General features: G+C 40.8%; 8 protein-coding genes. All 8 read right to left on the bottom strand.

What is annotated here, in order from left to right; genetic code table 11:
• Positions 1-1,861, bottom strand: a 1,861-nt coding sequence (locus tag VNZ46_RS10760) for an SLBB domain-containing protein (protein ID WP_325560166.1), incomplete at its 3' end; no start/stop codon positions are given.
• 33 nt (positions 1,862-1,894) lie between these two features.
• The gene (gmd, locus tag VNZ46_RS10755; protein ID WP_133779376.1) at positions 1,895-3,031 is read right to left on the bottom strand and encodes a GDP-mannose 4,6-dehydratase; all 1,137 of its coding nucleotides are present in this window, start codon (positions 3,029-3,031) and stop codon (positions 1,895-1,897) included.
• Positions 3,032-3,133: 102 nt separating this feature from the next.
• The gene (gene rfbD, locus VNZ46_RS10750) at positions 3,134-3,988 is read right to left on the bottom strand and encodes a dTDP-4-dehydrorhamnose reductase (protein WP_325560165.1); all 855 of its coding nucleotides are present in this window, start codon (positions 3,986-3,988) and stop codon (positions 3,134-3,136) included.
• On the bottom strand, positions 3,988-4,695 hold the full coding sequence (locus VNZ46_RS10745) for a hypothetical protein (protein ID WP_325560164.1): 708 nt from the start codon (positions 4,693-4,695) through the stop codon (positions 3,988-3,990). Before VNZ46_RS10745 ends, rfbD begins: the two co-directional genes overlap by 1 nt.
• 58 nt (positions 4,696-4,753) lie before the next feature.
• Positions 4,754-5,527: a hypothetical protein gene (locus tag VNZ46_RS10740; protein WP_325560163.1), complete on the bottom strand. Its 774-nt coding sequence runs from the start codon at positions 5,525-5,527 to the stop codon at positions 4,754-4,756.
• A 3-nt stretch (positions 5,528-5,530) separates the two neighbouring features.
• Positions 5,531-6,157 (bottom strand): hypothetical protein, encoded by a 627-nt coding sequence (locus VNZ46_RS10735; protein WP_325560162.1) that lies wholly within the window; start codon positions 6,155-6,157, stop codon positions 5,531-5,533.
• Positions 6,157-6,828, bottom strand: a complete 672-nt coding sequence (locus VNZ46_RS10730) for a hypothetical protein (RefSeq protein WP_325560161.1) — start codon at positions 6,826-6,828, stop codon at positions 6,157-6,159. The genes VNZ46_RS10735 and VNZ46_RS10730 overlap by 1 nt, the downstream gene beginning before the upstream one ends.
• 42 nt (positions 6,829-6,870) lie before the next feature.
• The coding region (locus VNZ46_RS10725) for a hypothetical protein (protein ID WP_325560160.1) at positions 6,871-8,121 on the bottom strand (1,251 nt) is incomplete at its 5' end.

The raw sequence follows: 8,121 nt of genomic DNA, 5'->3' as shown, positions 1-8,121 counted from the left end.
TGTTCGTAATGGTATAAATACCTGGATAAAGAACTTCCCCCTCCAGTTTCACTTGTTTCTGCACCTGATAGCCTTCTGAACTCCGAACAGAAATCACATCAAATGGTTTCAATACAAAATTCTCCCCTAACTTCAGATTCTGGTCTACATTCACTGTAAACACCTCTGCGGTTCTCGCTGATGCAGAAGTTGCATCACTATTTTTGATCCGCCTCGAAATCTCAATGCGGTTAGGTGTAGCCCCTTCTTTAAAGCCACCCGCCATTTGGATCACATCTTCCAGATTCATATTGTCTGCATAGTCAAATGAACCCGGCGCTCTCACTTCTCCCTGGATACTTACTTTGTATTCGTCCCTTAGATCAAATAAAGAAGATATGGTGATCTTATCTTCCCTTTGCAAAGAGATATCTGCATCTGTACCTGCAACGATTTTAGCCACGTCAAAGGAAATCAGGGCCTGTGTATTATCTGGATTTAAACGGCTGATATAGCCCCTGTTTAAAAAGGCATCTTCTGTTAAACCATCTGCTTTTTTAATCAATCCCTTTAAGGTTAGACCCTTTTCCAATTCATACTGACCTGGACGAAATACTGCACCGACGATTTCCACACGGTTCTCAAAACGATCCAGAATCCCTTCTACCACATATTTATCTCCATTCTTAGGTGTGTATGTGCTGAACTCTGCCGCAGATATATCGGTTAAACGTCTTTCTTTAGCCGTATTCTGGAAAACTTTAACCTTGGCTGTATAAGCCTGCATGTTAAAGCCACCGGCGAAATCCAGTACGTTTTGAAAAGTTTCCCCTTTCACCACTTCGTACAAAGCAGATCTTTTGATTTCACCTATAATTTCTACACGTGTTTTATATACCGGAATATTGATGACATCCTGATCCTGTAAACGAATATTTCCTTTCTGAATACCGTTCACCAGGAAGTCATAGGCATCAATCGTACTTACAATCCTATTGTTGCGGATCACCTGGATATTACGGAAAGATCCATTGTCATTTGGGCCACCCGAAGCATACAATGCATTAAATACAGTGGCTAAAGAAGGTAAAGTATAGGTACCTGGCTTAACCACCTCTCCTGTTAAAACAACTTTAATGCTTCTGATATTACCCAGGTTAACCGTTACATTGGAACGTCCGGAACGCAATGCCGGGTAAGTCTTAGACATTAATCCCCTCAATTTGGAACTTGCCTGTTCCATAGACAAGCCTGCAACAGAAACCAAGCCTACATATTGTAAACGAATAGTACCGTCAGGGCTTACTTTTAATCGGTAATTCGCCTCATTATCCCCAGTCAAATCAATCAATAACTCATCATCCGGCCCAATCACATAACTTCTGGGCGTGGCCATTCTTAAATTCGGTTCAAAAGTAATTTCGCTGTTTTTAAACAACTCTGACCCAAATATTTTAGGCTTAACAATACCCATTAAATCCTTTTGTAACAGATCTACTTTATCAAGGGAATCCTTTTTCTTTCCCTGATTTTTATCACCCAGATATTGACGGCTGTCTTCCGTATCGTTTCCCTGATCTGTTTTTTTCTTTGAACCCGTGCCAGTTGTAGAATCCGGATTTTGTTTCCTGATTTTCTCTACCCTCGCCCTTAATTTCAGAATCTCGTCCGATTTCATTCCTTGCGCCGCAGCCATCTGTTCCAGCTGTGCATCTGTATAACCCACAGATTCCGCTCTTTCCATCATCTGACGGATTTGCGTATCAGACAGTTCGTCTACTTTGACATTGGCATAATTCGTTGTGGTTTGGGCTGAAAGCCGGGTTGCACAAACCAAACAACTTATTATTAAAAGGAGAAATAGGGTAAATGTTCTTTTCATAGGTATCCGATTAGATCGGGCATTTGTAATATATTATTCGAAATAGTTCAGCGTCTTAAATCCGCCGTCCTTTAAGTATTCATCTTTTTTCATCAGGTGCAGATCGGAAACCACCATATCTTTCACCAATGCAGGCAGATCATATTTTGGAGACCAGCCCAATTGTGTTTTTGATTTGGTTGGATCACCCAGCAATAAATCTACTTCAGTAGGTCTAAAATATTTTGGATCTACTTTAACAACCGTTGTACCTGGTTTCAGGTAAATGTCGTTCAAACCCAATTCTTTCACTTTTTGCTGGTCTACATCAATAACCACTCCTTTTTCATTTTCGTCTTTTCCAGAGAATTCTATCTCAATGCCCAGTTCTGCAAAACTCATTCTTACAAAATCCCGAACAGTTGTTGTAATTCCTGTAGCAATAACGTAATCTTCTGCTTTATCTTGTTGTAAGATCAGCCACATGGCTTCTATATAATCTTTTGCATGTCCCCAATCGCGTTGAGCAGATAAATTACCCAAATACAGGCAGTTCTGTAGCCCTAAAGCAATCTTAGCCGCTGCGCGGGTAATTTTACGGGTTACAAAAGTTTCCCCCCTTAAAGGACTTTCGTGGTTAAACAAGATTCCATTGCAGGCAAACATATTATAGGCTTCACGATAGTTTACCGTGATCCAATACCCGTAGATCTTGGCCACCGCATAAGGTGAACGCGGGTAAAAAGGTGTGGTTTCGCTTTGTGGAACAGCCTGAACCAGACCATACAATTCTGAAGTAGAGGCCTGATAGATCCTGGTTTTCTTTTCCAAACCTAAAATCCGTACCGCTTCCAACAATCTTAAAGTTCCTATTCCATCAGCATTGGCCGTATATTCCGGCATTTCAAAGCTCACATGCACATGGCTCATCGCCGCCAGGTTATAGATTTCATCTGGCTGGGTTTCCTGAATGATGCGGATTAAATTGGTAGAATCGGTCAGGTCACCAAAATGCAGTTTAAAATTCACTCCATTTTCATGCTGATCCTGGTACAGGTGGTCAATACGGTCTGTATTAAAAAGGGAAGAACGTCTTTTAAGACCATGTACAAAGTATCCCTTTTTTAATAGGAACTCTGCAAGATATGCGCCGTCCTGACCAGTAACTCCTGTAATTAAAGCAACTTTCATAGAAAATTATAATAAATTTAATCTGCGAATATAAGAATATTTATTTTTGTTGAATTTTAGGCAACAGGTATTGCACGGTAAACGAAACCATTCCCTCTGGCGCTACAAATGATTCAGACATTGGATCAAACTGTCTCTCCAGTAAGGAATTGTGATTTCTAAAACCTTTTTTATCTTCGTTTTGTCCATTACAGAATAATGAGGCCTTTTAGCCTTGGTTACAAAAGCATCTGAATTTACAGGTGTCACCTCAATATCAACCTCTGCAAGCTCAAAAATAGCTTTCGCAAAATCGTACCAGGAGGCTACGCCCTCGTTGCTGTAATGATAAATCCCGTATTGGGTATTGGAAGTATGTATAATATGCAAAATTACCCTGGCCAGATCCATAGCATAGGTAGGTGTACCCACCTGGTCTGAAATCACCTGCAAATGTTCTTTCACTTGAGCCAGTTTGAGCATGGTTTTGCAAAAGTTATTCGCTTTTTCTGAATATAACCAGCTGGTGCGAAGAATAAAATAACGGTCTAAAGCTTCGGTTAAAGCCCGCTCGCCTTTAAGCTTAGAGAGTCCATAAATATTTATTGGACCTGCTTGTGCTTCTTCCGTTAAAGGAATACCCACTTTACCATCAAATACAAAATCTGTAGAGATATGGATTAAAGTCGTTTGATGCTGGGCACAAGTTTCTGCAATACGTTTTACGGCATGCTCGTTGATCTCATAAGCCAGTGCCTGATCGTCCTCTGCCTGATCTACAGCGGTATAAGCTGCACAATTGATACAGTAGACAGGTTTGTATTGTTCAAAGACTTGTTGTGTATGTTGTAAATTAGTAATGTCCAGGTCTTGCTCTGTTAAGAATACAAAGTTGAAGGTCTGCGCAGAGGATTGAACTACTTCCTGAAGACATTGTCCCAGTTGCCCTCCGCTCCCGATGATTAGAATATTTTCCATTAATTTTTGTTCACCAAATGTATTTGGATACCAACCGATACCGGATTAATTAAATACTCACCTTTACGAAATTTACTGAGAGAGCGCGTATTTGATGCATCCTGAGTGATTGTTTCCTGTCGCTCATAGGAATAAAAGAATTCCAGATTGCTTTCGGCAAAGATAGAAATCTCTTTGATAGGATTAAATTTTATTCCTAAAACTGGCGAAATTGTAAAGCCTTCTTTGGTTGCCGTTACATTATTTGCAGGCACAGAACTGCTAACCGCGTCATACTGAGCCAATTTATCCGGATTAACCGTCATTGAAGTTCCTGTAAATTTATTTGATCTATAACCTAAATCCAAGGCAAAATAAGGTTGAATAGCCGTATAACTGAAGTTTTTCTCAAAACCGAGTTTAAAAGCATAATCTTTCATCTGTCCTTTAACCAGCTCACAGTTTTCACAATTGTTAAAGAACTGATCATCTTTTTTCAGGTAACTTCCATTGATCCGGTAGCTAAACAGGTTGTCGTTAAATTTAAGTAACACACTGTTGAAATAAGATTTCAGGTAATTGTCTGAGTTGGACTGGTTCAGGATCTTGGGCATTTGCATATAATTAAATCCCCTTATTCCGATACTATAGGCATAATCCGCATTTTGCTGGGAAAACACCGGGAGTGAAAATGTTAAAATACAAGCAGCGAGTAGTATTCTCTTCATAAATGCAATGGGCTTCTTTATCCCCATAAAAGTATGGATTTAAATACAAATTCCCCCTTTAAATCACCTCAAATTCCGTTTTACCTTCAGGAACATAAAACATCAGGTCGATCATCAGTTCTTCCTTGGTTTTTTCATTGACAAGATAAAGCGCCGGCTCACCATTCAGTTTCTTTAGCGCCGCAGCCCTTCCGTCTGCATACACCTGTAAAACAGAATTTTCCGCTACGGGAGCTACTTCAAAGCCCGATTCAAAATCATCTATCAAACCTTCAATTCTGGCCTGTGCAGCACCTTCATCCAGGTACATAGAAGTGGTCATAATATGTTCCCGGTTATGGATCACTTCCCTGAATCTATCGTAATGTTTATTGCGGATCAGATTGGCGATCCTGTAATATGCCGCTTTAAGTTTTTCTCCCATATCTTCCACATCCTTCAAAGGCACCCCTTTTGTCCATCCCTTCAGCTGATAAGGCACTGTAGCGATAAACTCGGTCCTATAGCGTTCTACAGGAAGCTTCTTGTCTGGATTCACTTTAGCGAATGTATAACTGCACAGCTGCTCTTTAAAAACAAAGTCATTCTGCACGTCAAACATCTTGATATCAAATTCGAGCAAGGCCTCCGGATCTAATGTAGTTTGACCCGAATGAGGCAGCAAGGTAGCCGTAATGGTTTGTTTACCACTTTGCAAAATCCCGAAATTGATTGGAACGATAGACGCAGCCTGTCCTGGCAAATCGAGGGTCATCACTGGAATATCATTTACCCGGATCTGGAACATGCAGCATCCGGCGCTAAAATCGAGCATATAATAGGGCTGGGTCATCGCTTAATTTCTTTTATTGATCTTTTTGATCATTTCTACAACGGTATCGTTATTTCCTTTATCGGTTACTTTAACATCATTATCCACAATATACACATCAAGGGTGTATACATGTTTCTCTCCCTTCCAGGGAAAATTATCCACCACGATCATACTCTGATTGGACTTTGTAAGCTTATATAATACCGCAGCATAACCATTTACTTTATCCCTGTCTACTCCATGTGGGTTCGGGGCGTCGAAGGAACTTCCTTTTCCATATTTTCCGGTGATATAGGCCCGGAGTTTTTTAGATTCTGCGGCTTTGGCTACCTGGAGTACCAGTCCTACAGCCCGCGTATGATTGCCATCGATAAACAGAAAGGATGCTCTTGTTGCCGGAATATCTTTTGGTCCTGATTCGCCACCATTGGTTAAGGATACCGGACCAAAACTAAAACCCTGTACATCTTCTGTAACCTGGGCAGGTAGTGAGGTCCAGTCTTCCCTGGTCACTGCATAGGCCTCTTTGCCACTCACAAATTCCTTTACAGGGGTATGGTAAGGGATCTTTTCCAGGTCCTTTTTAGTTTGGGCCTGTACCGTATTCAAGATCATACCTATTGTTAATATGCCAAATATCCTTTTCATTATTTTTTAGTCTTCATCAGTTTGAGCACTGCGTCTACATCCAGTTCTACACTGCTGGTATAGGCTTTCTGAGAAACGAGTTCGCTCATCATCGTATCTGAATAATCTACAATAGCCAGGCCAGCCTCTTCTTTTCCCTGTTTATTCAGGGCATCTGTAAAGAAATAACCTGTTGTACTTTTCGGATCTGCCCAGGCACGCTCAAAATAACGGATCTGATCGCTGAACACCGTTGTGTAAGCATCATTTGGATAAAGCGCTTTTCCTAATTTTTTATCCAGAGCGTCTCTTAAAGCTTTAATTTCCGCTTCTGAAAACACTTTGATTTCTATCAGTTTAACCGTTTTGTCTTTAAGTGCATAGTGGATCAAGACTTTATTTACAGAATCGCCAGATTTACCGGCCAGTTTTGCCCCGTCGAATTCCAGCATTTTAGGATCTGTACTTTCAAAGATTTTATAGCCTGCCAATGTCCATCCACTGGAGTTTCCATCTTCCATTTTTAACCCAGCTTGTTTAACCACATCCTGAATTTGCTGTTTAAAGGTAAGGGCCGACAGATCAAAACTGCTTGAACTTCCTGAATCAGTTGCAGTCCCTGCACTTACAGACTTCCCTGAGCCGTTAGAAGTTCCGCAACCCACACCTGAATACCCAATTATTGCTGCCATTATAAATACAATTGACCTTTTCATCTATATATTATATTAATTTTAACTTCTCATTAAAGGAACCTCTATGCTCACCCCGGTAACCGCCTCCAAACTCTCAATGACATCGAATTTAGGAACAATCCCATCAAATTTACCTTTTGCGATCTCCCATTTTCCTTCCTGATCTTTCACTATTTCATTTTGGGGAATGCCTTTCTTAATAGCTAAACCTGCACTTGCTGTGATTACATAGTCTGCATCCATACCATCAAAGCCCAGTTTTGGCTTATAATAGAGCCCCTTCTGGTCGTAGTATACCCCGTGACCAAAAGTAACAGATGCAATTGCACCGGCCTTAGCTTCAAAATAACCATCAATCTTCACCACCATCATCGATAATTCTCCTTTAATGAATACGCCCGCTTTTAGGGCCACCTGCAGCTTATTTGTAGCTTCAATCTTAAAGGTATCTTCTTTAGCAGCTGAAACGGTATTGAAATGAAAACCAACATCTGTTTGTATCTCATTTTTGATGATCAGGTCCATGAACACATCCATGTTCGCTTTAAAACCTACGTCATCATTCCCAAGTTTTAACCCGGTTTTAAGTTTACTCTTCAGCATTTGGTAAAACTCCAGGGCAGGTTTAGACGCTGAACCTCCGGAAACCGCGGCAGCACCAAGTGCAACAATAGCTCCAAGAAGATCTATGGTGATGGTAAGGCCAATGAGCGGATGCGCTTGAAAATCTATGGTGATCCCGGTACCTATTTTAGCAATTGGTGCATGATCTTTCTTTGCACGCTCCAGCATCCAGGTTGCATTTAAAGACATATTAGGTGGCTTCACCTCAAATTTTATGGGTATACCTTTTAACCCAACTTCACGTATAGAGCCTTTGGTAATATTGGTTACGCCATCCGCAATTGCATTCAGGGAAGAAAAAAGGCTGTACAGCTTCTTAAATTTACCTTCATGCTCCTTCTTGAATTCATCATGGCCTGAATATTTCCCGCCGCTATTGTTCCAGTCGCTGGTTAAGCTGAAACCAAAAGAAGCATCCTTTTGCTCCCACCTTCGTTCAGCTCCTTCCTTTCCTGCCTTCTTCTGCATGGCTTTATGTTCTGCAGGAGGCAGATTTTGCCACTTTACGCTCAGGTCATTGGTGAGGTTCAGAAAAAAAGACAATGTCCATTTGATATCTGAATAGGTTTTAACCACCAAACTATGCTTGTCCTGGTTGCTGAAATACCTGCAGGAATTGATATAATAGAAAAAGCTGTTGTAGGATCTGGCCATTGGCCAGATGTA

The organism is Pedobacter sp. (assembly GCF_035566355.1).
In the GTDB taxonomy this organism is placed as follows: Bacteria; Bacteroidota; Bacteroidia; order Sphingobacteriales; family Sphingobacteriaceae; genus Pedobacter.
The sequence above is the reverse complement of the archived record's forward strand: the minus strand, read 5'-3'. Positions and strand labels throughout refer to the sequence as shown.